Annotated in this window: 25 protein-coding genes; 20 read left to right on the forward strand and 5 right to left on the reverse strand. The window is 37.4% G+C overall.

Annotated features, from left to right (window positions below; all coding sequences use genetic code 11):
* Positions 1–344 precede the first annotated feature (344 nt).
* The gene (locus AC4CUY_RS12570) at positions 345–554 is read right to left on the reverse strand and encodes a GNAT family N-acetyltransferase (protein ID WP_419327772.1); all 210 of its coding nucleotides are present in this window, start codon (positions 552–554) and stop codon (positions 345–347) included.
* A gap of 524 nt (positions 555–1,078) precedes the next feature.
* Between AC4CUY_RS12570 and AC4CUY_RS12575 the strand changes: the two genes are divergently transcribed.
* From AC4CUY_RS12575 to AC4CUY_RS12600, 6 genes are all read left to right on the forward strand, one after another.
* A complete protein-coding gene (locus AC4CUY_RS12575; RefSeq protein ID WP_490773548.1) occupies positions 1,079–2,065 on the forward strand; it encodes an IS110 family RNA-guided transposase in 987 nt (328 codons plus the stop codon).
* Between the two features lie 474 nt (positions 2,066–2,539).
* The gene (locus AC4CUY_RS12580) at positions 2,540–3,079 is read left to right on the forward strand and encodes a glycine zipper domain-containing protein (protein ID WP_056512651.1); all 540 of its coding nucleotides are present in this window, start codon (positions 2,540–2,542) and stop codon (positions 3,077–3,079) included.
* A 167-nt stretch (positions 3,080–3,246) separates the two neighbouring features.
* Positions 3,247–4,260 (forward strand): LLM class flavin-dependent oxidoreductase, encoded by a 1,014-nt coding sequence (locus tag AC4CUY_RS12585; RefSeq protein WP_490774205.1) that lies wholly within the window; start codon positions 3,247–3,249, stop codon positions 4,258–4,260.
* A gap of 237 nt (positions 4,261–4,497) precedes the next feature.
* Positions 4,498–4,980 (forward strand): inner membrane protein YiaA, encoded by a 483-nt coding sequence (gene yiaA / locus AC4CUY_RS12590; protein ID WP_336954477.1) that lies wholly within the window; start codon positions 4,498–4,500, stop codon positions 4,978–4,980.
* A 213-nt stretch (positions 4,981–5,193) separates the two neighbouring features.
* Positions 5,194–6,123, forward strand: coding sequence for a ferritin-like domain-containing protein (locus AC4CUY_RS12595; protein ID WP_490774206.1), 930 nt, complete (start codon positions 5,194–5,196; stop codon positions 6,121–6,123).
* Positions 6,124–6,140: 17 nt separating this feature from the next.
* Positions 6,141–6,698 (forward strand): flavoprotein, encoded by a 558-nt coding sequence (locus AC4CUY_RS12600; protein WP_490774207.1) that lies wholly within the window; start codon positions 6,141–6,143, stop codon positions 6,696–6,698.
* Between the two features lie 61 nt (positions 6,699–6,759).
* Here the strand turns inward: AC4CUY_RS12600 and AC4CUY_RS12605 are convergent, their stop codons facing one another.
* Both AC4CUY_RS12605 and ppsR read right to left on the reverse strand, forming a co-directional pair.
* Positions 6,760–7,479: a hypothetical protein gene (locus AC4CUY_RS12605; RefSeq protein WP_336954472.1), complete on the reverse strand. Its 720-nt coding sequence runs from the start codon at positions 7,477–7,479 to the stop codon at positions 6,760–6,762.
* A 144-nt stretch (positions 7,480–7,623) separates the two neighbouring features.
* Positions 7,624–8,460, reverse strand: coding sequence for a posphoenolpyruvate synthetase regulatory kinase/phosphorylase PpsR (gene ppsR, locus AC4CUY_RS12610; protein WP_004719361.1), 837 nt, complete (start codon positions 8,458–8,460; stop codon positions 7,624–7,626).
* A 154-nt stretch (positions 8,461–8,614) separates the two neighbouring features.
* On the opposite strand from ppsR, the gene ppsA reads away from it, so the two are divergent.
* From ppsA to AC4CUY_RS12655, 9 genes are all read left to right on the forward strand, one after another.
* Positions 8,615–10,993, forward strand: a complete 2,379-nt coding sequence (ppsA, locus tag AC4CUY_RS12615) for a phosphoenolpyruvate synthase (protein WP_056512635.1) — start codon at positions 8,615–8,617, stop codon at positions 10,991–10,993.
* Positions 10,994–11,367: 374 nt separating this feature from the next.
* Positions 11,368–12,147 carry an RDD family protein gene (locus AC4CUY_RS12620; RefSeq protein ID WP_336954470.1) on the forward strand — a complete coding sequence of 260 codons (780 nt, stop codon included), beginning with the start codon at positions 11,368–11,370 and terminating at the stop codon, positions 12,145–12,147.
* A 295-nt stretch (positions 12,148–12,442) separates the two neighbouring features.
* A complete protein-coding gene (cyoA, locus tag AC4CUY_RS12625) occupies positions 12,443–13,507 on the forward strand; it encodes a ubiquinol oxidase subunit II (RefSeq protein WP_336954469.1) in 1,065 nt (354 codons plus the stop codon).
* Positions 13,508–13,510: 3 nt separating this feature from the next.
* Positions 13,511–15,502: a cytochrome o ubiquinol oxidase subunit I gene (gene cyoB / locus AC4CUY_RS12630; protein WP_004719352.1), complete on the forward strand. Its 1,992-nt coding sequence runs from the start codon at positions 13,511–13,513 to the stop codon at positions 15,500–15,502.
* 4 nt (positions 15,503–15,506) lie between these two features.
* Complete coding sequence (cyoC, locus tag AC4CUY_RS12635) at positions 15,507–16,127, forward strand: cytochrome o ubiquinol oxidase subunit III (protein ID WP_056512630.1); 621 nt, start codon at positions 15,507–15,509, stop codon at positions 16,125–16,127.
* On the forward strand, positions 16,124–16,450 hold the full coding sequence (gene cyoD, locus AC4CUY_RS12640; protein ID WP_171066910.1) for a cytochrome o ubiquinol oxidase subunit IV: 327 nt from the start codon (positions 16,124–16,126) through the stop codon (positions 16,448–16,450). The genes cyoC and cyoD overlap by 4 nt, the downstream gene beginning before the upstream one ends.
* Before the next feature lie 6 nt (positions 16,451–16,456).
* On the forward strand, positions 16,457–17,335 hold the full coding sequence (gene cyoE / locus AC4CUY_RS12645; protein WP_004719345.1) for a heme o synthase: 879 nt from the start codon (positions 16,457–16,459) through the stop codon (positions 17,333–17,335).
* Positions 17,336–17,421: 86 nt separating this feature from the next.
* The gene (locus AC4CUY_RS12650) at positions 17,422–19,554 is read left to right on the forward strand and encodes a PA5441 family protein (protein WP_490774208.1); all 2,133 of its coding nucleotides are present in this window, start codon (positions 17,422–17,424) and stop codon (positions 19,552–19,554) included.
* A gap of 7 nt (positions 19,555–19,561) precedes the next feature.
* Positions 19,562–20,323: a DUF3142 domain-containing protein gene (locus AC4CUY_RS12655; RefSeq protein ID WP_490774209.1), complete on the forward strand. Its 762-nt coding sequence runs from the start codon at positions 19,562–19,564 to the stop codon at positions 20,321–20,323.
* 99 nt (positions 20,324–20,422) lie between these two features.
* Here the strand turns inward: AC4CUY_RS12655 and AC4CUY_RS12660 are convergent, their stop codons facing one another.
* Complete coding sequence (locus tag AC4CUY_RS12660; RefSeq protein WP_419359558.1) at positions 20,423–20,908, reverse strand: hypothetical protein; 486 nt, start codon at positions 20,906–20,908, stop codon at positions 20,423–20,425.
* Positions 20,909–21,174: 266 nt separating this feature from the next.
* On the opposite strand from AC4CUY_RS12660, the gene rpsF reads away from it, so the two are divergent.
* The 4 genes from rpsF to dnaB all read left to right on the forward strand — a co-directional run bounded on the left by rpsF (position 21,175) and on the right by dnaB (position 23,921).
* Positions 21,175–21,561, forward strand: coding sequence for a 30S ribosomal protein S6 (gene rpsF, locus AC4CUY_RS12665; RefSeq protein WP_336954464.1), 387 nt, complete (start codon positions 21,175–21,177; stop codon positions 21,559–21,561).
* 11 nt (positions 21,562–21,572) lie between these two features.
* Complete coding sequence (gene rpsR / locus AC4CUY_RS12670; protein WP_004719336.1) at positions 21,573–21,800, forward strand: 30S ribosomal protein S18; 228 nt, start codon at positions 21,573–21,575, stop codon at positions 21,798–21,800.
* A gap of 9 nt (positions 21,801–21,809) precedes the next feature.
* On the forward strand, positions 21,810–22,256 hold the full coding sequence (gene rplI / locus AC4CUY_RS12675; protein WP_004719333.1) for a 50S ribosomal protein L9: 447 nt from the start codon (positions 21,810–21,812) through the stop codon (positions 22,254–22,256).
* A gap of 219 nt (positions 22,257–22,475) precedes the next feature.
* Entirely contained in the window at positions 22,476–23,921 is a 1,446-nt protein-coding gene (dnaB, locus tag AC4CUY_RS12680) for a replicative DNA helicase (protein WP_336954462.1), read from the forward strand.
* 57 nt (positions 23,922–23,978) lie between these two features.
* On the opposite strand, the gene AC4CUY_RS12685 is transcribed toward dnaB, so the two are convergent.
* Positions 23,979–24,401, reverse strand: a complete 423-nt coding sequence (locus AC4CUY_RS12685) for a DUF4259 domain-containing protein (protein WP_490774210.1) — start codon at positions 24,399–24,401, stop codon at positions 23,979–23,981.
* 283 nt (positions 24,402–24,684) lie between these two features.
* Between AC4CUY_RS12685 and alr the strand changes: the two genes are divergently transcribed.
* Positions 24,685–25,758: an alanine racemase gene (alr, locus tag AC4CUY_RS12690; RefSeq protein WP_336954459.1), complete on the forward strand. Its 1,074-nt coding sequence runs from the start codon at positions 24,685–24,687 to the stop codon at positions 25,756–25,758.
* The last annotated feature ends 31 nt before the right edge of the window (positions 25,759–25,789 follow it).

Here is a 25,789-nt window from a genome sequence, read left to right on the forward strand (position 1 = left end):
GAATGATATCAAGCACCTTCGGGTGCTTTTTTATTTTTCATATTACTCTGCTCCGTTTTCTTCAACTTCTTTTTCAAAAAAAATGACCTGCATATTTAAAAATGAGAAGTAAGTCTTTGTATAAAAAAAACTTTAAGTAAAAGTTTATGCGCAAAAACATTATTTTATTCAGAAAATGCAATTATATTTTTAAAGCCTCTAGCTTGAATATCTTCATATAATTTGATTGCAGCTTCTTTTATCTAGCCCTTTCGCCTTTCTTGTTTTAGTAAACGAAATCCTAATTCAACGGTTTGATTACCATTCAATACGCATTTTTCAAAACCATAATATCCAATAATTTGCTAAGTTGCTTTTAAGAAAATCGCCATTTTTGCATAGCCATATTCTTTATAATGTTTCTCAATCTCCCAAAATCGCCCTATGGCAGACTCAGTCGTTAAAACCCCATTTGGAGAAAAAGCCATAAAATCTTCATCCTGAAATAAAGCAGAGATTTCCAATAAATCTTTTTCCATAAATGGTTTTAAAATTAAACGTTCAGTTTCGATCATTTGTCTTTAGCCCGAGCGATTCTTCATATTTATTCACATATCACTATCACGTTTCGTTATAGTCAAACCACCTAATTATTCATACAAATGACTTCTATCAAGTCATTGATCATAAATGAAGCTTATGTTTTTTGTATGAAATCGAGAAGTTTTGGCTATGAATAAGTTTTTGTGTTTTTGAATCATAGATGGTGATCCTACCGTGGGGCGACATGGATGTCGCTGTTGGGCGGGGGTACATGAGCAAAAATAAAGCACTGCTTTGTTTGCAGCGCAAGAGCCCTGTTAAACGGAAGATTTTTGTCATCTTGTATCTTGTTCTTTGTAGTGATTAGCTAGCACTACACGTAAATTGTAGAGTTTGGTTTGTCATCAAAACTTCGAGTTTCCTGAAAAGATTAAATCTACAATTTACACCTAACCACTGACATAAATCTGGACGGTAACTAAGCACTTTGATGCTGCATTCACAAGAAAAGACTGTGGTTTTTTAATATTAATTCAATCAATAATTAGGTGAAGCTATGTTTTATCTTGGCATTGATGTTTCTAAAGCTAAATTCGATTGTTGTTTATTTCTTGATGACTCTAGTGGAAAAATAAAAACTAAATGCTTTTCCAATAGCAATAAAGGATTTCATCAATTGTTATCATGGTTAAATCGTTTTGGTCTTGTTGCTGAAGAAACTAGAGCCTTAATGGAAGCAACATCCGTCTATCATGAAATGTTAGCTCAATTTTTATTTGATTTAAAATTTCAAGTTTGTGTGGCTAACCCAGCCCGTACTCGATATTTTGCTCAAAGTATCTCTAAGCTTAATAAAACTGACAAAATCGATAGTGAAGTATTGGCGCGATTTGCAATGACTGTAGATTTACATTTATGGCAACCCACTCCTGATAATATCCGATTGCTCAATGCTTTATTAGATAGAAGGTCAAGTCTTGCGAACGACTTAAAACGTGAACAAAATCGTTTGGAAAAAGCAAACTCCACTCTAATAGTTGTACCAATTTTAAAGTCTATTAAGACTAATATTAAATCATTAACTCGGCAAATTCAGAATCTAGATACACAAATTCAAAACCATATTGATCAAGATCAAGACCATGAGCTTAAACGTGATCAAAAGCTTCTTGAAAGCATTCCAGCAATTGCTGAGCGTACCAGTTTATTAATGCTTGTTTTTTTACGTGCTCATTCTTTTGAAAAAGCTAGCCAAGCTGCTGCATTTGTGGGTTTAGTTCCCATTCATAGACAATCTGGTAGTTCTGTGCTTGGAAAAAGTCGCTTATCTAAAGCCGGTTCACCTAAAATTCGATCGGGTTTATATATGGCTGCCATTGTTGCAACTCGGTACAATCCTCACATTAAAGAGTTGAGCGAACGGCTCTTAGCGAAAGGGAAAACTAAAATGGTAGCGATTGCTGCTGCTATGCGAAAGTTAATTCATCTTTGCTATGGTGTTCTTAAAAACCAACAACCTTATCAGGCAAATTATAAGGCATGAATCCTTAAATAATTTGCTTGACAGTTAAGACGGTATCTTTTCATATCTGAAAAGTGAGGCAACGCCTACGTAAAGGTATTTAAACTTTGAATGTAAGGTGTGGCATTGCAAGCTTTTTATCATCAAACAATTTATTTTCCATACAATTGATTTAATTAAAAATGCTAATTAAGAGAAATTATATTCTTGTATATAAGTTTTTTAATAGGTTGACTGTATGTTATGGCTATACATTGGTAGAGCTGCATCTCAAAAGATATTTTAATATTAAAATATCATCATGATTATTACGACAACAATATTCCCCTCATAAGATCAACATAAACTAATCATGAATAAATTAATCAGCCAAATATACAATCCACACACAAAACAGAGAAATTGCTTACATTCAAATCCATAATTATTGCTAAATGTTTCGTTATTCTAGCCTCAAGTTAAAGAATTCGAAGAAGCTTCGATCAGGAGTTTAAAATGAAATTACAAGCAATCCTTGGTGCAACTGTAATTGCAGCAACAATGATGACGACTGCACATGCAGGCAACTCAACCAATACAGCATTAACATCTGCACTTGGTGGTGTGGTGGGTGCTGCAATTGGGCAACAAATGGGTGGTTCAACAGGTGCGATGATTGGTTCTGCAATCGGTGGTGGTGTTGGCGCAGGCGCTTCATCAAATAAACGTGACCGTAATGGTGCGATCATCGGTGGCGCTTTAGGTAGTGCTGGTGGTTATACCGTAGGTCGTAATGTGACGGGAACTTCAACTGGTGGCTATATTGGCGCAGGTCTTGGTGCTGCAGGTGGTTCGGCATTAGGTCAAAAAGTCAGTGACGACCGTCGTTATGATGACCGCTATGACAGCCGTTATGGACGTTACAATGATCGTTATGATCGTAGCGGTTATCGTAATGTTGATTATCGCTATAATGACCGTGGATATCGCAAAGACAATGGCAATCATTATGGTCACTACAAAAACAAAAACCGTTGGAATAACTGGAAAAATTAATTTCATTGCAAAATTAATATCCAATTATTTAAATCAAGCACCTTCGGGTGCTTAATTTTTTTGGATAATAAAATCAACATCAAAAGCACTAAATATCGACAATTTTCGATATACATTTGCACACTTATATCGTATTATTTCGATATATATTATTTTCGAGTTTAAAAATGTCGTCTTTAACAGATACCGCATTAAAGAATACGAAGTTCTCTATCCTAGAACTCGCACCTGTTCGAGAAGATCAAACAGTTGAGTTTTCACTTAAGCATGCATTGCAACTTGCCCAGCATGCAGAACAGTTGGGCTTTGATCGCCTTTGGTTAGCTGAACATCATAATATGGACGGTATCGCCAGCTCCGCAACTGCTGTATTGCTGGGTTACATCTTAGCCAATACAAAAAATATTAAAGTGGGCTCGGGAGGGATTATGTTACCCAACCATGCACCTTTAGTGGTTGCTGAACAGTTTGGTACCTTGGCAACACTCTATCCAAATCGTATTGAACTCGGCTTAGGTCGTGCGCCCGGAACAGATCCAACCACCATGCGTGCATTAAGACGTGGTCGTCAAGAAACAGAAGAGCAATTTCCACAAGATGTTTTAGAAATTTTAAGCTATTTCGCCGACGCAGTGCCTCAGCAAAGAATTAAAGCAACACCAGGGCAAGGTACGCATGTGCCTGTGTGGCTTTTAGGATCGAGTCTTTTTAGCGCACAACTGGCGGCTAAATTAGGACTTCCTTATTCATTTGCCTCACATTTTGCACCGAGAATGTTAGGCCAAGCCATTCAGCTCTATCGTGAAAATTTTGAACCATCCGCCTATTTAAATAAACCGTTTGTATCTATGGGGGTTCCTACTGTCGTTGCCCAAACCGATGAGGAAGCAGAGTATCTAGCCACAAGTGTGTATCAACGTATTCTTGCATTACTGACAGGGCAAAGTTTAAAACTGAAACCGCCTGTAGCAACAATGGAAGGCCGGTGGTCTGCATCAGAGAAAATTTCCGTACAAAACTTCTTAGGTATGGCGCAAATTGGCTCACCAGATACAGTGAAAAATGGTCTAAAGCAACTTTTAGAAAAATATCAGGTAGATGAATTTATTTTCACTTGCGATATTTATGATACACAGAAGCGCCTAGACAACTTTAGTTTATTGATGGATTTAAAAAAATAATACAAATCAATCATGTTTTCCTCTTTACCAAAATGAAATGACAAATTTCATTTTGGTTTTTTTTGATTAAACTGTCCTATAGCTTAAATATCCAATTGATTTAAAATACTATTTACTATTTTCCACACTTAAACTTTATTTGAATTAGCTCTCATAAATTGAAAAGATTTGCCATCTCATTTCAAATCAGCATAATAGAACATATAAAAATCAGTAAAATAGTAATAAGGAACAACAATGAACCAATATATCAATAAACCCACCCCTGCTTTTATTGCAGTCAGTTGGGTGGCTTTGCTTGCTGGTGCGGCGGCCTACTGTGTCGGTTTATTCAATGCACAAATTCTATTAAATGAAAAAGGCTATTATTTAATCCTGATCCTTTATGGTCTATTTTCTGCTGTTTCACTGCAAAAAGTTGTTCGGGATAAACTTGAAGGTCAGCAAGTGACAGCAATTTATTATGGACTGTGCTGGGCTTCCGTGGTGATCTGTATTGTTCTGCTCGCATTGGGTTTATGGAATGCGACGATGACACTCAGTGAGAAAGGCTTTTATATCATGGCTTTTTTACTTAGCCTCTTCGGTGCTGTTGCTGTACAAAAGAATATTCGAGACTTGGAATATCTCAGAACTCATTCACAGCCTGAACTGCCTCAGCCCCACCCTGTTCAGCAAGTTGAGGTTAAAGAACTAGAAACACCTGAAGATAAATTTTAATTGTTAAACAATCTATTGCTCCAAATGATAAGGCTTGTCCTTTTATGACAAGTCTTTCTTTTTATCTCAATCACTTAGCTAAATTTTCACTTTCAAAATCAAATCATTACTGCGTTGATATTTTTCATCATTCCACAATGAATATCTTTGCCAATTGATTCACAGAGATATTAAATAAAATGCAATGAAATCCTTATTTTTGATAGATTTGCTATGGCTTCAATTGACTTAGAAAAAATGTTAGATAAAGTCAAAAATACACAATGGACTTTATCCGATATTGATTGGGATGCACCAGGTCGAGAGCTGGTTACAGGCGAACAATGGCCAAAACTTAAAGACTTTATGGCAGATCTGATGTGGATTGAACATGTCGGTGCTCGTGCATTTTCAGCAATGTCAAAAAAAGCTCCAACGGCAACTTTACGTGAAATGTACGCCATCTTCCATGCTGAAGAACAACGCCACGCCAATGCAGAAATGGCGCTTATGAAACGCTGGGGAATGTTAGATGGCGATATCCCTAAACCAAATAAAAATTTACGTTTAATTATTGAATGGCTGGATACCTATGCCGATGAAATGCCTTTTTATATTTTAGGCGCAGTAATTCCCATGCTTGAAGTTGCTTTGGATGGCGCGTTATGCACCTTTTTATTGGATACTGTAGATGATCCAGTTTGCCACCAAGCCTTTGAACTGATTAACGGTGATGAAGCACGGCATTTAGGGGTAGGTTTCAGTGTGATGGAAGCACAAGGGATCAATAAAAGCGTTATTGAGCTTGCCCAAATGGCTGCAAGGGTAATCGACCCACGTTTGATGCTCGGTATTTTGGCTTACTTACCACTGATCAATAAAATGCGTGACAATGTTATTAAGCTCGGGCTTCCCGAAGAAAAATTATATGCAGCAATGAATAAATTTTCGAAAATTGGCGGAAGAACAGTAGAGGGACGCCGTAACCCGTGGTTTCAAATCATTCAATTTCATGGCAAAAATGTAGTAGACCGCAATAAGAAATGGTTCCATATTCCGATTGATGCCATGGTTAGCGTGACTGACAAGATTCCTGAAAAGTCTTTACCTAAAGTTCCAAGTTGGATATATCAATTAACATCTGAACCCACTGCGACCAATTAATATAAAAAGGAAATAATATGCTCGACAGGAAAAAGAGTCAAAATGAAGGTTTTTTTCAAAATCAGCCGGAATTTTTTAAGCATTATAAAGGTAAAATTATTGCATCTACCGAGATTAAACTCATCGATTTTACAGGTTTAAACGTGGCAATTATCGGTGCAAACCAACTTACAGTCACACATCTTAGCCATGTTTTAAACAGTGCTGAATTTGTAAAAGTTTTTCAAATCATACCCTCTTTTATCTTACCGCAAACTGAAAAAGGTGTCCAAAAGCTAATCTCACACCCTTTGATCATCAAAAACCGTCGATTATTTAATCATCGTGTTAAATCAATGTTGGCGATTCGTTATCTAGAATCGCAAGTCCAGGAACAATGGTTAAAACGTCAATTGATGCCGAACTCTGCGTTAAAGAATAAAGTATTTTTAAAATCGGATAGCTACTATACAGCGGTGCAACGTAAAAACTGTAAATTAATCACTTGGCCAGTCGTTAAAATTACTGAGCATGCCGTACAAAGTATGGAAGGAATTGAACATTTAGTGGATGTGATTATTACTACTTACGACTAATAGGTTTAGAAGATTCGAGTTTAAGAGGCTTTTTAGCCTCTTTTATTTTTTAGATTAACTATTATTTGACAACACCACTATAACGATAACCCTGTGGAGTCTTTTGGTAACGTAAATAGTTATTGGTCAATTTTCCTGAAGCATTCACCACTAATATATCTATATTTTTTAAATCTTTTGAGATACGGATAAAATCATCAGCAGAATGTTCCCATCCCTGACAATCATTTTCAATACCAATTGAATCAAGTTTTTGAGTTTTGGTTTCAAAAATGGGTTGCGCGACAAATTTGCCGTTATTCAACACAAAGGAGTGAATCCGATAGCCCCTTGAACAGGTACTATTAATAAATAGACTGGTGACCAAATAAACATCTTGATTTTTAATTTTGACTTGCACAATTTTATCGATAAATCCAACTTGAGATAACTCTTGGGAAGCAAAAGCATTGCTTTGTTTCACTTGAATTAAACTATATGGTTCTCTCATCGTTCCCCCAGCAGAAACGTCCATCGTATAAAATTTGATTTTTCGATCAGGACTGTAATGGATATCCAGCATATTTTTCTCAGTGAGTTTTGCAAACGAATATGCAAAACTAGATGAATCATTTTTTATTTTATTTTCAATTTCACTAGAAATTTTTTCATTGTACTGATCACATTCACCACGCCCTGAACAAGTTTTTTGATAGTATTTTTCAACCAAACCATTTTCAAAGTTGCTCAATGATTCAACATTGGTTTGTTGTGCAAATATACTTTGTACACTTACAAGCATGAAAAATGAACTTATTTTTAATATCTTATTCATATAACAAATCACACTATAAAAAATAATAAACATAAAAGAAAAAGAGCCAAATTTGATTCAGCTCACTACTGTCCTTACATTACAATACACATCAAAAAACATAATAATGGATTATCCAATACGACGTTTAAGCCCAGTCATCTGTAAAACACGTGTTGAAATCTCTTCAATCGACATCTCTGAAACATTTAAATATTTAATCCCTTCAGAAATATAGATTCCCTCGACTGCGCGTAGCTCCATCTGACACTGTGAAAAGCTCGCATAGCGACTATTAGCTTTACGTTCAGAACGAATTGCGACTAAACGTTCAGCATCAATCATCAGGCCAAATAGTTTATTTTTATGCTCCTTCAATACTGCAGGTAAGCGGTTATCGTCCAAATCTTCTTCGGTCAATGGGTAGTTTGCAACCCGAATACCAAACTGTAAAGATAAATAAATTGAAGTGGGTGTTTTACCAGAACGCGATACACCGATCAAAATTAAATCAGCTTTATCATAATGGCGTGTACGTGCGCCATCATCATTATCTAAAGCAAAATGAACAGCATCAATACGTGCTTTATACGACTCAGAATCAGTCACTGCATGTGTTTGTCCGACTAAAGTTGTAGGCGGAGTACCTAAAACGTCGGACAACTTACTGATAAGCCCTTCAAAAACATCAAGATTCACAGCATTTGCAGTATTAATAATATCTCGAACATAAGGATCAACCAAAGTATCGAATACCAAGGGTTGTTGACCATCTTTATCCGCCCTTTTATTGATTTCTTCGACCACATTCATTGCAGCTTCTTCAGAGGTAATATAGGGAATAATATGGATATCAAACTTTACATGAGGAAATTGCGCTAATAATGAATGCCCAAGGGTTTCAGCCGTAATCGCTGTACCATCAGAAATAAAAAATACGCTCCGCTTTATTTGGTTACTTTCTGACATTAAAAATCTCCTCAAACATTTGTCTTAGCGATGTATAATCTTTATAGTAAGCCCATCTTACATGACTATCACTTAGTTGAATCAAAATGCTAAGTTTTTTGTTATAATTTCATGCCAAGATAGTGATTAATACTGCATAAGTGGAGTAACAACTTTGGAAGCACGCGTAATCGGTCTGGAAAAACTAGGTAAACACGACGTTGAGATCGTGGGTGGTAAAAACTCTTCACTTGGGGAAATGATCAGTCATTTAGCAAATGCTGGCGTATCTGTTCCAGGTGGATTTGCAACGACTGCTGATGCATATCGCGAATTCCTAGAGCAAAGTGGCCTAAATGCTAAAATCAATGCAGAACTTGCAGCATTAAATGTAGATGATGTAATCGCACTTGCAGAAACTGGTGCAAAAATCCGTCAATGGATTGTAGAAACTCCACTTACTACAGGTCTAGAGACTGAAGTTCGCGAAGCATTTGCTGCCCTTTCTAATGGTAATCCTGACATTGCTGTTGCGGTACGTTCTTCTGCAACTGCTGAAGACTTACCAGATGCTTCATTTGCGGGTCAACAAGAAACGTTCTTAAACATTCGTGGAATCGACAACGTTCTCATCGCAATTAAAGAAGTTTTTGCTTCACTTTATAATGACCGTGCCATTGCTTACCGTGTACACCAAAATTTTGCACATGATATTGTTGCGCTTTCTGCTGGTATTCAGCGTATGGTTCGCTCTGAAACAGGCGCTGCAGGTGTAATGTTTACACTTGATACAGAATCTGGTTTCCGTGAAGCAGTATTTATTACTGCTTCTTACGGTTTAGGAGAAATGGTTGTACAAGGTGCAGTAAACCCTGACGAATTCTATGTTTCTAAGCCACTTCTAAGAAATGGCAAACATGCCGTCATTCGCCGTAATCTTGGTTCAAAACACCAAAAAATGATTTATGGTGAAGAAGGTGCTGCAGGTAAATCTGTTGTCGTTGTAGATGTTGAAAAAGCAGATCGTCAACAATTTGCTTTAAATGATTTAGAGCTTCAAGAACTTGCTAAACAAGCATTGATCATTGAAGAACATTATCAAGCACCTATGGATATCGAATGGGCAAAAGACGGTGATGATGATCAAATCTATATCGTTCAAGCACGCCCTGAAACGGTAAAAAGCCGTGAGAATGTCGGCACAATGGAACGTTACCTCCTTAAACAGAAAGGTACGGTTCTTTGTGAGGGTCGTTCAATTGGTCAACGTATTGGTTCTGGTAAAGTTCGTATCGTTACTTCGATTAAAGAAATGGATAAAGTACAAGAAGGTGATGTTCTTGTATCAGACATGACTGACCCAGATTGGGAACCAGTGATGAAACGTGCTGCTGCAATTGTAACTAACCGTGGTGGTCGTACTTGTCATGCTGCAATTATTGCACGTGAACTTGGTGTTCCTGCTATCGTAGGTTGTGGTAATGCAACAGAAGTGCTTGTAGATGGTCAGGAAGTCACTGTTTCTTGTGCCGAAGGTGACACAGGCTTTATTTATGAAGGTGCATTGGATTTCGAAATTCAACGTAATTCTATCGAATCTATGCCTAAACTACCGTTCAAAATTATGATGAACGTCGGTAACCCTGACCGTGCATTTGACTTTGCTCAAATTCCAAACGAAGGGATTGGTCTTGCACGTTTAGAATTCATCATCAACCGTATGATTGGTGTACATCCAAAAGCTTTGTTAAACATTGACAGCCTACCACGCGAAACACGTGCAGCAGTTCTAGCACGTACAGCAGGTTATGCATCACCGATTGAATTCTACGTTGAAAAATTGGTTGAAGGTATTTCTACACTTGCAGCCGCATTTGCTGACAAACCTGTAATTGTTCGTATGTCTGACTTTAAGTCAAATGAATACGCAAACTTGATTGGCGGTAAGCTTTACGAGCCTGAAGAAGAAAACCCAATGCTTGGTTTCCGTGGTGCAAGTCGTTATGTATCTGATAACTTCCGTGACTGCTTCGAACTCGAATGTCGTGCATTGAAAAAAGCACGTGATGAAATGGGTTTAACCAACATTCAAATCATGATTCCTTTTGTACGTACAGTATCTGAAGCGAAACGTGTTATTGAATTATTGGCTCAGAATGGTCTTAGACGTGGTGAGAATGGTCTTAAAGTAATCATGATGTGTGAATTACCAACAAACGCATTACTTGCTGAACAGTTCCTTGAACACTTCGATGGATTCTCTATTGGTTCAAATGACTTAACCCAGTTAACACTTGGTTTAGACCGTGACTCTGGTATTGTTTCTCACTTATTTGATGAACGTGATCCAGCAGTTAAAGCATTACTTTCTATGGCAATTCATGCTTGCCGTAAAGCCGGTAAATATGTAGGTATCTGTGGTCAAGGTCCTTCTGATCACCCTGATCTTGCAAAATGGTTAATGGAACAAGGAATTGAATCTGTTTCATTAAACCCAGACTCAGTTTTAGATACTTGGTTCTTCCTTGCTGAAGAAAAGATTAAACAGTCTTAATCTAATCAGTTAAAAAAGACCCTCAAGCAGGGTCTTTTTTATGTACATTTTTTAAAATTTTGAATTAAGCTATATCAAAGATCTAGTTCAAATTTTCTTACTTTCAGCACAGATATCAATCACTCGATACATGATCGTAAGTTAAAGTTTTCTTCACTTAGGTTAAATGTTAGACCCAGTTTTACAATCAACCCTCTTCTACTAGATAAGTTAAATTTTCTTGATATTTTAAGATTTCGTGTAAATTTAATGTTAATACATTCAAAAATCTAGTATACATAGTGGTTTAAAAAAGTAGGTGAATAAAGTTGCGATTGTGTTCATTTTCATCTACCAATTATGTACTTTTAGATTTATTTTGAGAATTGAGTTTTATGCAAATTTACTTGGCGAGAAATAACCAACAAGCAGGTCCGTATTCAATTGAACAACTGAATCAAATGCTTGCAAGCCAGCAAGTGCTTCTAACGGATTTAGCTTGGCATCAAGGATTAACAGAATGGAAAGCGCTTGGTGAACTTACACAAGGTAAACTCGTTTATGAACCTATTGGTTATGTCTCTCCGACATTATCTACTAGTGAACAAATTGATCCTCAACAAAACCCTGCAATCAAAAATATTAAAATTGAAAAAAGTACAAAAAGAATCACTAAAGCAGCCCCAGTAGGCAAACGAATTTCAGCTAAACTTGTAGATTTTGCCCTATTATTTTTACCGCAAATTATGGCTATCGCTTACTTCATGCCAGAAGATGCGGTCAAAGTTGCTTCAGACGGTTTCTCAGTAGAAAACCAAGTTAAAATTGCAGAAATGATTAGCCAAAGTATGCCAGCTTATCTCAATATTGGTTTGATGGTATTTGTACTCATTCTCTTGATCACTCAATGTTTTATGATTACTAAATTTGGGCAATCTATTGGCAAAAAAATATTCAAACTACAGATTGTTGATGTAAATACCAATCAATTACCAGGTTCTTTAAGAGGCTTTTTTGTTCGTTCATTCTTATTTCTCATTCTGTCACAAATTATGAGTATATTGCCGCTTATCGCCATCATTTTCATTGTTGATTTGTTTATGTTTTTCTCTAAAGAGAATTATGCATTGCATGATCGTATTTCTAAAACCAAAGTTATTGATCTTTCAGAATAATTCAAATGGCGGTTATACCGCCATTTTTTAAAGCTAAACATTCAGAAATTAATAATTTATGTTTTTGTTTTCTTTATAATTCCGACTAAAAGTCTCAGGTATTTTTACATCAATATATTCATTCTCTATGTATAGCTAAGTTTGCCGATATGAGGCATAATGCCCTACAACGTAGCGGTGTCAGATCATTGAGAATGTTTTCTATTTAGAAATAATAGTCATTTTCAATCATGCGGCACTTTAATCGCTATCCCATATTTATATAGGGAATGGGACTCTTCACCGAGGTTGTAAAATGAGACAAACGACTTTAGCTGTATTGTCTTTATCTGCGATCACCGCACTCTTAACTGGGTGTGGTGGTGATATAGTACTTCTAAACTCTAAAGGTCCAGTCGCTGAAGGTCAAAGTAGCCTGATGATGACTGCGATTTACTTAATGTTATTGGTCGTAATTCCTTCGATCTTAATGGCATTGTGGTTTGGTTGGAAATATCGCGCGTCAAATAAAGATGCAGACTATAAACCTACATGGGCACACTCTACTGCGATTGAAATTGTAGTATGGGGTATCCCATGTATTATTATTGCTATTCTTGCGTATTTAACATGGTGGGGTTCACACAAATATGACCCTTATAGACCGTTAACAAATACTCAAGGTCAGATGGAAGAACATTTAAAAATTCAAGCAGTCGCTGAACAGTTTAAATGGGTGTTTATCTATCCTGAACAACAAATAGCTACAATTAACGAAGTTCGTTTCCCAGTCAATAAACCAATTGAATTTCAAATCACTTCTAACTTTACAATGAACTCTTTCTTCATTCCTAAGTTAGCAGGTCAGGTTTATGCTATGGCGGGTATGCAAACTAAGTTACATATGCTTGCAGAACACCCAAGTCCAGCAGACGGCTACCGTGGATTCTCAGCGAACTATAGCGGTTACGGCTTTACGCAAATGCGTTTTAGAGCTCATGCTGTTTCAGATGCTGACTTCAACACTTGGGTAGACGCTATTAAAGCAGGTAAAGGTACTTCAATTAATCCTGAAGCGATCCAAAAAACCACGCTTGATGCGACAGAATTTGCTACGCTCAAAGATGGTGATCGTTCTAAACACCAAATTGAAGCAATGCTGAACAATGCGCATACTCCTGAAGAAATTAAAGCTGCACACGAAGCTGAACGTAAAGGTCCATTCCCTACTAAGCCTCATCCTGTGACTTATTATTCTTCAGTTACGCCTGACTTGTTCAAAAGCATCATCAACACTTACATGAGCAACTACCATGGTGCAGACCATGCAGGCGCTGAACATGCAGGTGCTGAACATGCAACTGCTTCTGTAGGGGAATAAGACATGTCTTTGTTATTAGGTAAACTCAATTGGGATGCAATCCCTAAAGAGCCGATTGTACTTGTAACAATGGTCATTATGGCTCTTGGTGCAATTGCAGTTTTCGGTGGTATCACCTATTTCAAAAAATGGGGTTACCTCTGGAATGTATGGTTTAAATCTGTAGACCATAAAAAAATTGGTATTATGTATATTCTTGTGTCTGTTGTGATGCTACTTCGTGGCTTCGCTGATGCAATCATGATGCGTCTTCAACTGTTCCTTGCAAAAGGTGGTGGTGAAGGTTACTTACATCCCGACCATTACGATCAGATCTTCACCGCACATGGTGTAATCATGATCTTCTTCGTAGCAATGGGTCTTGTTGTTGGTATGATGAACATTACTGTACCACTTCAAATTGGTGCACGTGATGTTGCATTCCCATTATTAAACTCTGTGAGCTTCTGGTTATTTGCTGGTGCTGCTGGTTTGATGATGGTTTCTCTAGTATTAGGTGAGTTTGCTGCAACAGGTTGGATGGCATATCCACCTCTTTCTGGCATTCAATATTCTCCTGGTGTTGGTGTTGACTACTATATCTGGGCACTCCAGGTTTCTGGTCTAGGTACGCTTTTAACCGGTGTTAACTTCTTTGTTACCATCATCAAAATGCGTGCACCTGGTATGAAACTTATGGACATGCCGATCTTTACTTGGACTGCACTTTGTACAGCAGTATTGATCATTGCATCGTTCCCAGTATTGACTGCAACAATTGCAATGTTAACACTTGACCGTTACTTCGGTTTCCACTTCTTCACCAATGAGCTTGGCGGTAGCCCAATGCTCTATGTGAACTTGATTTGGACATGGGGTCACCCAGAAGTATATATCTTAGTATTACCTGCTTTTGGTCTTTACTCTGAAATCGTTTCAACGTTCTCTCGTAAAACGTTGTTCGGTTATAAATCTATGGTGTATGCAACGATTGCGATTACAGTACTTGCTTTCGTGGTATGGTTACACCACTTCTTTACCATGGGTGCTGGTGCCAACGTCAACGCGTTCTTCGGTATCATGACCATGATTATTGCGATTCCTACTGGTGTGAAAATCTTCTCATGGTTATTCACTATGTATAAGGGTCGCATTACCTTTACATCACCAATGTACTGGACACTTGGCTTCCTTGTGACTTTCGGTATCGGTGGTTTAACGGGTGTATTGATGGCTGTTCCACCAGCTGACTTCTTAGTACACAACTCGTTATTCTTGATCGCTCACTTCCATAACGTAATTATTGGTGGTGTTGTATTTGGTATGTTCGCGGGTATCACTTTCTACTGGCCAAAAATGTTTGGTTGGAAGTTAAATGAAACTTGGGGTAAAGCATCGTTTTGGTTCTGGTTCTTTGGTTTCTATTTTGCATTCATGCCACTTTATATCCTTGGTTTCATGGGTATGACACGTCGTTTGAATACATATGACAACCCTGAATGGGATCCATACTTAGCAATTGCTTTGTTTGGTGCTGTGCTTGTAGCAATCGGTATTGCTTGTTTCTTAATGCAAGTTATTGTTGGTTTCTTACAACGTCACGACAACATGGACAACACTGGCGATCCATGGGATGGCCGTGTACTTGAATGGTCTACTTCATCCCCTGCTCCGTTCTATAACTTTGCTGAAATTCCAAAAATCAATGGTATTGATACTTTCTGGAATGATAAAGAGAACGGTGTAGCGTATGCACGTCCTGAGAAATATGAAGATATTCATATGCCAACTGATCGTGCTGCTGGTTTTGTTATTGCCTTGTTCATTACAGCAATGGGCTTCGCTTTAATCTGGCATATCTGGTGGTTAGTCGTTGCAACTTTCCTTGGTGCTGTTATCAGCTTCATCGTAAGTTCATTCACTAAAAAAGTGGACTACTACGTACCTGCTGCTGAAGTAGAACGTATCGAAAACGAGCGTTATGCTTTACTTGAAAAACACTTGAAGAAGGACTAAGGATATGGCTGAAGTACTTCATCACGACAACCACGGACACGATGAACATCATCATCACGATGATACAGACATCACCGTCTTTGGTTTCTGGACATACTTGATGAGTGACTTGATTTTATTCGGTACACTCTTCATCGCGTTCGCTGTATTAAGCAGTCATATTCCGCCTGGTACTCCAAGTCCAAAAGAGTTATTTGGCGAGTCTTTAGGTTTCGTACTTGTTGAAACCTTTGCTCTCTTAATTTCTTCTGTGACTTTCGGTTTTGCGGTACTTGCTTCTTACAAGAAAAATGTAAACCAAGTGCTTATGTGGTTAATTATCACTTGGCTCTTTGGTGCAACATTCATCGGTATGGAACTTTATGAATTTAATCATTTAGTTCACGCTGGTCATGGTCCTAGCCACAGTGCGTTTTTGTCTGCGTTCTTTACCCTTGTAGGTACGCACGGTATCCACGTAACATCTGGTTTGGTATGGATGATTGTGTTAATGGTTCAAATCAAGAAAAATGGTTTGACTGTACCAAATACACGTCGTCTTGCTTGCCTAAGTTTGTTCTGGCACTTCCTTGACATCGTTTGGATCTGTGTATTCAGCGTAGTTTATTTACTGGGAGCTTTATAATGAGTCATGATCATAATGCTGCTGGTGCTTCGCACGGAAACATCAAACAATACTCTATCGGCTTCATCCTTTCTGTCGTTTTGACCATCATCCCATTCGGGATGGTGATGAAAGGAATGACTGGTGGTGCAGTTGTTGCAACGATTGCGATCACTGCGATTGCTCAGGTTCTTGTACAATTAGTTTTCTTCTTGCACATGAATTCATCTTCTGAACAACGCTGGAATGTGATTGCATTCATCTATACGATTCTGACGATTGCAGTTCTATTAATTGGTTCTGTATGGATCATGAACTACTTACATTCAAACATGATGCTCTAGGGTGTCATGTTGAAAAAATATCTATTCCTGACTAAGCCAGGAATTCTCTTTGGTAACTTCGTTACCACTTTGGGCGGCTTTTTCTTAGCCGCTCAAGGTTCTGTAGATTTCCTTTTACTTCTCATCACATTACTAGGCACTACGCTTGTCGTTGCCTCTGGCTGTGTGGTGAATAATGTCATTGACCAAGACATTGACCAAAAAATGCAACGTACAATGAATCGTGCGCTTGTCAAAAAAACCATCAGTCCAACAGTTGCTTTAATTTTTTCAGCTGTGCTCGGTTTAATTGGCTTTGCTTTGTTGTGGTTTTTTGTCAACGCCTACGCATTTGGCTTTGCTGTACTCGGCTTTGTTGTGTATGTGATTTTTTATAGTCTTTGGAGTAAACGTACCACCATTCACCAAACTGTGATTGGAAGTATTTCAGGCGCAAGCCCTCCTGTAATTGGATATACTGCTGTTTCCAACGGATTTGATGTTGCTGCTTTGCTGATTTTTTTAGCTTACGCACTTTGGCAAATGCCACATTCTTGGGGAATTGCAATCTACCGATTTGATGATTATAAAAATGCAAATATTCCAATTTTACCTGTAGCTCGTTCAATTTTTCGCACAAAAGTTGAAAGTTTAATATACGTTATTCTGTTTGCTGCAGTTTTAAATGGATTGTATTGTTTTGGCTATACCAACATCTTTTTCCTTATTACCTTTAATGCTTTATGTGCCTATTGGGTATATTTATCGATTATTGGATTTAAAGCTGAAAATGATCAGGTCTGGGCAAAAAAATATTTTTTGTATTCCGTCATTCTAATTACAGCACTCAGTGTGAGCTTTAGTTTTAGTTATGTCTCCCCTGCACCACATTTGCCACTGTTTTAAAAAAAGATAGAGTTCTCTCTATCTTTTTTTTATCTGCGTAAATAAAATTAAAATATTAAAATTTTTATTATAACGATAGGCACTTTATGCTTTTTAAAAATAAAACACTGCAATATGCCTTTCTTGTTGGTTTACCTTTGGTTGTTTATCCAACTTCTAGTTTTGCGGGCGCTGCAGAAGAAGTCGCATCACCAACTTTTGACCTAAACAACAATCAATATCGTATATTAAACCTCCCCATACTCTATCCAGCCAATGACAATAGAACCAACATGATGCTACTGCTAAGTGACAAAGGTTTAGCAAGTATCAAAGCATTTGAAGTTGATAAAATGAGTTTATGGGATACTTCTAGTGGCATAGTTCCTTTTTACCCTACTGACTTAACTCAAGCATCTGAAAATAAGATTCCAAATAAACGTGCTTTTTACGATGCAAATGATCACGTCTATGATGAACGCTGTATAACACTAAAATCTGGTGCTGAAGTTTTTCTTCAACAGGTTTCAAATCACAAGAAACTATCTCAAGACGAAAAAAGCAGCTTGTTAGAACAACGAAATCAGATCAAAAATTGTCAACAAAGTATTCCACTGATTCAAGTCAATTCACAATGGACACAGCCCGCTCAACAGTATGCTTCTTATTTAAATGGGATTATTTTATTTTACAAAGCTAACTATTCCTCAGCAACTAAAATATTTACAGCCTTAAGCCAAGTTGATGACCCTTGGTTAAAAGAAACAGCTCAATACATGCTCATCCGCACATCATTAAATGAGCTGTATAGCCAGTCATTAGGAAGTTACGGTGATTTAGATACTCTGAAAGTTGATCAAGCACTTCTTAAAACTTTTTTCAATCGCATTACTGATTATTTTAAACTTTACCCTAAAGGCCAATACGTAGCCAGTGCCAGAGGATTTTTACGCCGAGGCTACTGGATTGCTAATCAACAAGATGCTCTAGTCAAAGAGATGATTTGGCAGATGGATCACCCAAAATCAGATTATTACAATCTCGATATGTCCACATTGGCAGCCGAAATAGATCGCAAGGTATTTGGTTTAGAAAACTTCAACGCAAAAACACTCAACGATCCTTTCTTTTTAGCTATCTATGATCTGATGCATATGCGTCAAAGTGATTCTAAGCAGTACCAGCCAATTAGTTGGTCCGAGTTAAATGCACAAAAAACTGTATTTAAGGAACAACCTGAGCTGTTCCGTTATTTACAAGCTGTTCATTTATATTTTATTCAGAAAAAACCACAAGATGCGTTAAATTATTTACCGAAACAAAAAACCAATTCTATTCAAAATTATTTAGAACTCAGCCAATATACGCTTAAAGGGGTCATTCTTGAAAAAATTAGTGATAAAAATCTGGTTGAACAATATTGGAACCATTTACTCGCAATTTCTGCTAATCCTTATCAAAAAACTTTGGCAGAAGTCGCCCTAGCGATTCACTATAAAAACACCAATAACCAAAATGCCTTTTTAGGAAATCATTCAAAAATCAAACAAGCAACCTTACAGAAAGCATTCATTACTCAAATTGCCGATGTCAAAGCTTTGCAAAGTATCATTATTGCCAAAGACAGTTCAGTTGATAAAAAGAATCTGGCTTTATATACATTACTAGATAAAAGCTTAATGACTCAAAACTATGCGGTATTCAATAAAGCCTTTACCACATGGTTACCTCAAGATGCCTCAGAATACAAAGCATATAACAGCAAAATTAACGCTTATAAGTCAGAACCCCACTTCGAAGTTTTTGTTTGGAATGGTCATGAAATTACACCAACGCTCAAATGCCCTAAATTAAGCACCTTAACAGCTGGTTTAGAAAAAAATCCAAAAAATTTAACTTATCGTTTATGCCTAGGCGAATATATGCGTAATCAAGGCACTGCTTTAGAAATTTTTTATGGTGACTATTACTATGGTCCAAGTTTTAACCAGCCGAAAAATGCCTTTACAGGTGAAACTTTTAGTCGTGGTGAAGTCTATAAAGAAATTATTAAATCAAATTCTAAAAGTGAATTACAAGCTTATGCACTTTATCGCGCTGTTATGTGTTATTCGCCGAGTAGTATAAATGTCTGTGGTGGAAAAGACGCCACAAAATCCACACGTAAACAATGGTACACACAAATTAAACGTGACTATCCAAATACCACATGGGCAAAATCTTTAAAATATTATTGGTAGCTTATTCATGCTTAAACAGTTTTTCTCGGGTCTACTGACAATCCAATGTTGTTTAGGATTAATGGCATGTCAACCGAGTCAATCAGCGGTAACCTCCGATCAGGTCAATGCAAATGACTATGATGCCTTTTGGATTTGGGGAAATATCAAGTCTACGCCTTATTTAAGTAATGCAAAGGAAATCTATATTTTACAAGGTGAAGTTAGGCTAGAGAAAGGTTCCAACCATTCTATCTTGATCCAACAAGGCATTTCTGTGGTTAAAATTCCACATCAGAAAGTATGGTTGGTTTTTCGAAATCATCATTTAAATTGGCAAAGCACTGAAATAGAAAATATTTTACAACGCGTCCTACAATGGGAAAGCGCAGGCAATCACATTCAAGGTATTCAAATTGACTTTGATGTACCAACTAAAAATTTAAAAGCGTATGGCTTATTTCTACAACAGCTTAGAAAGCAGTTACCACAACATTATCAACTTAGCATCACCAGTTTGATGGATTGGGGCAATCTTCGCGATCCAGATACACTTAGGCTATTTAGAGAAAATATTGATGAAATGGTGATTCAAACCTATCAAGGCTCTACCACTATTCCAAATTATCAGGCTTATTTGACTAAGGCTTCAACATTGAAACTGCCTTATAAAATTGGTTTGGTACAACATGGTAAATGGGATCACCAACTTAGATTTGATACTGACCCAAATTTTAATGGCTTTGTGGTATTTTTATTACGACAAAATAATCGTGAATTAATCCAATAAATATGTGATGGCATCTACATCAATCAAAATCGAATATTTGCACAATAAATAAATTCATGCTTTTATTTTAGTAATTTAACTTCTAATTGACTAACCAAATTAACTTCCAAAAAAAACTGAATCATGCTCAAACCGAGCAAATAACTCATCCATTTTTCCCGCATATTTCATATCAAGTTGATGCCATAATTTTTTCGGAAGTGGAATAAATTCTAATGTGTCGGAACCATCAGAAGCTTTGCAGAAACGGATTTCATACTCAGGTTGTAAAATTTCATTGAGTGCCCGTAGTGTGGTATCACGATCAGCACCTTTTCCTTGATAAGGAATCAACAATGATTTTTCACCATAATGAATTGTGATACTAAAACCTTGTTGATTATCAGTATCTTCAAGTTCAGCAGACAATTGTCCAGTTTCTAAAATGTTTTCACAATAGCCAATAATTGCATCATCCTCTTCTCTCCAATCCACCACCATGACAATATCATAACGACCATCAAAAACATCAAAGTAGAAATTTTGCGTAGGGTTTTCAATATAAGATTCAATGGTTTCAAGTTTTTCAGCGCTGTAGTTTGTCATTTTAGCTATCCATACTTTTATTCATTTTCAATCTAAATAGGTACAAGATGAAATTCAATCTCGCATCTGTAAAATTTTAGTGGTTATTCCAATAAATATTTGAATATTAAATTGTGTTTGTGCGCAAACTTTCCTATAATAAGCCCTCGCAATTTTTGCGGCACAATCTATTGGCTTTTAAACTGTTGTTTAAAGCTTATGCTGATTGTGACTCCTTGCTTCAATCTTTTTAAGGTTGGGGCTGTATAAACCGTAAGGAGCTGACAATGCGTCACTACGAAATCGTAATTCTGGTACACCCAGACCAAAGCGATCAAGTTGTGGGAATGGTAGAACGCTACATTTCTCACATCAAAGATGCTGAAGGTCAAATTCACCGTCTTGAAGATTGGGGCCGCCGCCAATTGGCTTACCCAATTAACAAAATCCATAAAGCGCACTACATTTTAATGAATCTTGAATGTAATCAAACTACGCTTAATGAATTAGAAGAATTGTTCCGTTATAACGATGCAATCCTTCGTAACGTGATTATCCGTCGTGAAAACGCAATCACTGAAGAATCTTTACTCGCTAAGAGTGCTGAAGAAAAACGTGCGCGTAAAGCTCAACGTGAAGAAGCACAACAAGCTCAAGATTCTGTTGAAGCATAAGGAGAACATCAATGGCACGTTTTTACCGTCGTCGCAAGTTCTGCCGCTTTACAGCTGAGAACGTTACGTACATCGACTACAAAGATATCGACACTTTAAAACAGTACATCACTGAAAACGGCAAGATTGTTCCTAGCCGTATTACAGGTACTAAAGCTCGTTACCAACGTCAATTAGCGCTTGCTATTAAACAAGCTCGCTACTTAGCGTTGATTCCTTACACTGACAATCATAAGTGAGGTTGAGCCGTGGATATTATTTTATTACAACGCATTAAAAACCTTGGTAAATTAGGCGATAAAGTTTCAGTTAAAGCTGGTTACGGCCGTAACTACCTTATCCCTCAAGGTAAAGCAGTTGCAGCGACTGAAGCGAATACTGCTGCTTTTGAAGCTCGTCGTGCAGAACTTGAGAAAGGTGAAGCTGAAGTTTTAGCTGCTGCTCAAGCACGTGCTGACCAATTGAACGAAGTAAACATCGTTATCACCGCGAAAGCTGGTGATGAAGGTAAATTATTCGGTTCAATCGGTACTCGTGATATCGCTGACGCGTTAACAAATGCTGGTCTTGTTGTTGACCGTGCTGAAGTTCGTTTACCGAACGGTGCACTTCGTCACACTGGCGAATTTAACATCGCAATCCAATTGCATCATGATGTTACTGCTGAAGTTCTCGTTACAATCGTATCTGAGTAATTTCTTGCAGAAAAAAAGAGCATACTTTTGTATGCTCTTTTTTTATCTTTAAATTTTACCTCGGATCAGCTGAAATTGTTTCTAGTTGATTCATGCCCCTACTTATCGGTATTACTGTTAGATACTTTTAGTATTTTGCATTAAGATAAGTGAGTACTTCAGTACACACGTACATTACGTAAATAATGTTTTTGCACGATTTAAAAATCAAGGTTTTATATGTCTCAGGCAACTGCCACAGCTCAACAGAATCCCTTCAGCACTGATGCAAAAAATAAAGATAATGCACAGTTAAAAGAGTTTCGTACGCCTCCTCATAACTTGGCAATTGAACAAGCTGTACTGGCTGCATTGATGACGGTTGCTGAGTCTTTTGAACAAGTTAGTGACGCTTTGAATGAAACTGATTTTTATGCAACACGTCACAAATATATCTTCCGTGCAATTGAAAAACTGGCACAAGAAAATTCTCCGTATGATGCAGTTTTAGTTAACGATTGGCTGATTAAGCAAAACTTGCTTGATGCAATTGGCGGTGAAGAGTATTTAATGCAGTTAATGTCAGATTCGCCTTCGAGTTTCTATAACTTAGAAACCTATGCCGGGAAAATCAAAGAATTTTCAACCTTAAGAAGCATGATTAAAGTAGGCAATGAAATCCTGCAAAATGCTTATGACACCAAAGGTCGTGAAGTGAGTGAAATTCTTGATCTTGCTGAAACCAATATTTTCTCTATTGCAGAACAACATAATAACAATGCCAAAGCACAAGGGCCAAAAGCCATTACCTCAGTTGTAGCAGACGTTTTTGATAAGTTAAATGAACTTTCTCAAATGGAAGGTAATATCACTGGTTTAACCACAGGTTTTATGGAGTTAGACAATAAAACCTCTGGTATGCAAGCTGGTGATATGATCATTGTTGCTGCACGTCCGTCGATGGGTAAAACAACCTTTGCCATGAACCTTGTAGAAAGTGTGTTATTTAACTGTGATCTGCCAGCACTGGTTTTCTCTATGGAGATGCCAGCAGACTCTATCGCCATGCGTCTCATTTCAGCATACGGTAAAGTCCATCAAGGGCATTTACGTTCAGGTAAACTTGATGGCGATGAATGGTCTAAAGTCACAGGAACCATTTTACAGCTACAAGAAAAACACCTTTATATTGATGATTCATCTGCACTGCCACCAACGGAACTTCGAGCACGTGCACGACGTATTGCCAAACAACATGGTGGCAAGCTGGGTTGTATCATGATCGATTATCTACAATTGATGAAAGTGCCAGGCATGGGTGATAACCGTGTCGGTGAGATTGGTGAAATTTCACGAAGCTTAAAAGCCCTTGCCAAGGAAATGATGTGCCCTGTTATTGCACTATCACAGCTTAACCGTTCTCTGGAAAACCGTCCAAATAAACGTCCGGTAATGTCCGACTTACGTGAATCAGGTGCAATCGAGCAGGATGCCGATTTAATTATGTTTATTTACCGTGATGAAGTTTATAACAAAGAGTCGAAAGAAGCAGGCACTGCTGAAATTATCATTGGTAAACAACGTAATGGCCCGATCGGGACTGTGCGTTTAGCCTTTGAAGGTCAATACACGCGCTTTAGTAATCTATCGCCTGAGTATTATGCGCAATATCAAGATGAAGAATAATATTAATCAATAGAATTAGCATCATTTAACACTGCTGTAGAGATGAGATTTTAATCTTCAAATCTTCGAACTTAAAGTCTCTCTCAACGTTTCAATATTCTTAGTCCATTCATCATAATCATCTGAATCTTGCCAAAGCTCATCCAATTCAGAGTTTTCACTGGTCAATAATAATAATGCAGTCAATGCTTTTGGAATAAGTGCATAATTGACATTGTTTTTATTCTGTTCAAGCCATTTTTCTACAGGTTCAGGATAATATTCATTTTCTTCAATTCCTTCACCAAATGATTTAGCTAAAACATCTGCCGCAGCATGTGCAATACAACCAATATCGGCATCGATAAACTCTTCGGTTGCCATATCAATCATTTCATCGAAGGCTTGTTCAATGACAACATGTCCATCATACTCTTTAAACTCATAGGCCCAATCACTTGCAGTATCATTTCCAAATGGTTCATGTGACCATGTTCCCATACACCCTCCGAAATAAATCCTTAAATTTAAATATAAAATGTACGATTTTATTTAAAAAAGAAAGAGCTATATCTTTACAAATTATGTGCAAAGCACTTAGCAAAAATTTTATCGATACAAAATCAATAAACCATTCAAAACACAAATGTTTATGTTTATTTAAAACTGATAGGACTACAATATTTAGCGTTTTAAAGCTGCACTTTTTTTAAAATTAGGCTTTTATCTCTATTTATGCGATTTAGCATTATTCAATCTTTGCCATTCCTCAGGAGTAACTAGGGTGCGTCAAGCAACAGTTTATATTGACAGTGAAGCACTGCAATATAATTTAAACCGAGTCAAACAACTTGCACCAAGCGCTAAAATTGTCAGTATGGTTAAAGCCAATGCATATGGACATGGCGTCAAGGACTGTTTAGCCGCCTTAAATGCGACTGATGCCTTTGGTGTCGCCAGCCTTGCTGAAGCCTTAGAGATTCGAGCATTAGGCTATCAACAACCGATTACTCTCATCGAAGGTATTTTCAGTGCAGATGAAATGATCACTGCCGTTGAAAACAATGTTGAAGTCGTTGTACATCATCAGCCACAATTGGCTTGGTTGCGTGCACATAAAAAACAATATATCGACAAAGGTTTAAAAGTTTGGGTAAAACTCAATAGCGGTATGAACCGATTGGGTTTTAAGTTTGCTGAAATTATTGAAGTGATTCAATCACTCAAAGCAGAAGGTTTTACCTGTGTGCTGACTATGCATTTTGCCAATGCAGATGCGGATCATCACCCGTTAAATGAACAACAGAAAGATCAATTATTACAGGTAAAAGCTGCTTGTGAACCGATCTTAGCTTCATGCTGCAATTCTGCTGCTATTTTTAAATGGCCTGAACTGAATTTTGATTTTGTACGTCCAGGTATCATGCTTTACGGCGCGTCTCCCTTTGCAGATCGAAGCATTGCTGAATTAGACATCAAACCTGTCATGAGCTTTACCGCTGAAATCATTGCACTCAATCATATTAAAGCAGATGAATCTGTAGGCTATGGCTCTACATTTGTTGCCAAAAGTGATATGGATATTGCCATTGTTTCGATAGGCTATGGAGATGGTTATCCGCGTGCTTTTCCTCGACAAAATTATGTCAGCATCAATGGGCAAATGACAGCAATCATTGGCCGTGTAGCAATGGATATGATCGCAATTGATGTCACTGGCTTAGACGCACCGCTAGGAACAGTCGTTGAACTGTGGGGCAAAGATCGTTTGGTTGATGATGTGGCTGCTGCCAATGGTACGATTGGTTATGAGTTACTCTGTCGTATGAGTGCTCGCCCTATCCGTAAAAAACTTTAAGCACTGATTTTCTATTCAAAATAAAAATCCA

Source organism: Acinetobacter sp. 778_lipA (genome assembly GCF_058242985.1).